Consider the following 1,271-nt stretch of genomic DNA (forward strand, 5'->3'; position numbering starts at 1 on the left):
GAACCAATACTGGGTGTCCGGCACGGGCAACTGGTCGGCCTCCAAATGGTTCACCAGCAGCGGCGGGGCCGTCGCCGGGCGGGTGCCCCTGCCGCAGGACACCGCGGTCTTTGACGCCAACTCCTTCACCGCCGCCAGCCAGGTCGTCACGCTTGACATGCCGCGAGTCGGCTCGATGGACTGGACCGGGGCGACGAACACGCCCAACCTGACCATTGGCACGGCCGCGACATCGCTCGGAACCTCCGTGAAATTGATCGCGGCGATGACCCTGACCCAAAGCGCCGCCCTCACCTTCGCCTGCCGCTCCTCCTCCACGCTGGTCTCGGCCGGGCAGAACTTCCCCGGCCAGCAGATCATCGACACCCTGACCGGAACGCTGACCACCTCCGACGCCTTCCTCTCCACGGCGGGGACGACGACCCTGCGATCCGGCACGCTGACGGCGGGGGCGAATTTTACGACCTCGAAGGTGGTCTACGAAAACAACGGCCCGTTCACGCTCAACATGGGTTCGGGAACCTGGACGGTCTCGGGCACGGCGACTGTCTGGGACATGGCGACGAACAACTCCAACCTGACGCTCAACGCCGGAACCTCGACCCTCGTCGTCTCCGACACCTCGGCGACCGTCAAGACATTGCAGCTCGGCGGCCTGACCTATTCAACCATTCAGATCACAGGCGGCGGCACGGGCCGGGTCACGCTCCAGTCCAGCCCGACCATCGGCACGCTCACGCTCGGCTCCCCCAAGTCGGTGCGGTTCACGCAGGGCAAAACCTACACGGTGACCACCCTGAACGCCACCGGCACGACCGGGAACTTGATCACCATTGACACCAACACCGCCGCCAGCCCGGCCACCATCTCCATCGCCTCCGGGATCGTCTCCTGTGATTACCTGTCCTTGAAAGACTCCACCGCCACCGGCGGGGCCTCGTTCTACGCCGGGGCCAATTCGACGGACGCGACCGGCAACACCGGCTGGACCTTCACCGCCGCCCCCGTGTTGATCTCCGGCACGGCTTCCACCACGGAAACAGCCGATTCCCATGCCTCCTCCGGCTTGCAAAGCATGATCGGAACCGCCGCCGCCACGGAAGTCGCTGACACCACCGCCGCCACGGGACTGGAACGGGTCACCGGATCAGCCGCCTTGACGGAAACTGCCGATACTTCCTCCGCAAGCGGACAGATCAAGATCACGGGAAGCAGCGCCGCCACCGAAACATCGGACTCCACGGCAACCACCGCCATCGAGATTATCACCG

At 65.5% G+C, this 1,271-nt stretch carries 1 protein-coding gene; it reads left to right on the forward strand.

Translation table 11 applies throughout. The features are described 5' to 3' along the window. A partial coding sequence (locus tag BGIM_RS54220; RefSeq protein WP_193789047.1) for a hypothetical protein occupies window positions 1-1,271 on the forward strand: 1,271 nt, incomplete at both ends.

Origin of the sequence: Zavarzinella formosa DSM 19928 (genome assembly GCF_000255705.1) — a bacterium.
GTDB lineage: Bacteria > Planctomycetota > Planctomycetia > Gemmatales > Gemmataceae > Zavarzinella > Zavarzinella formosa.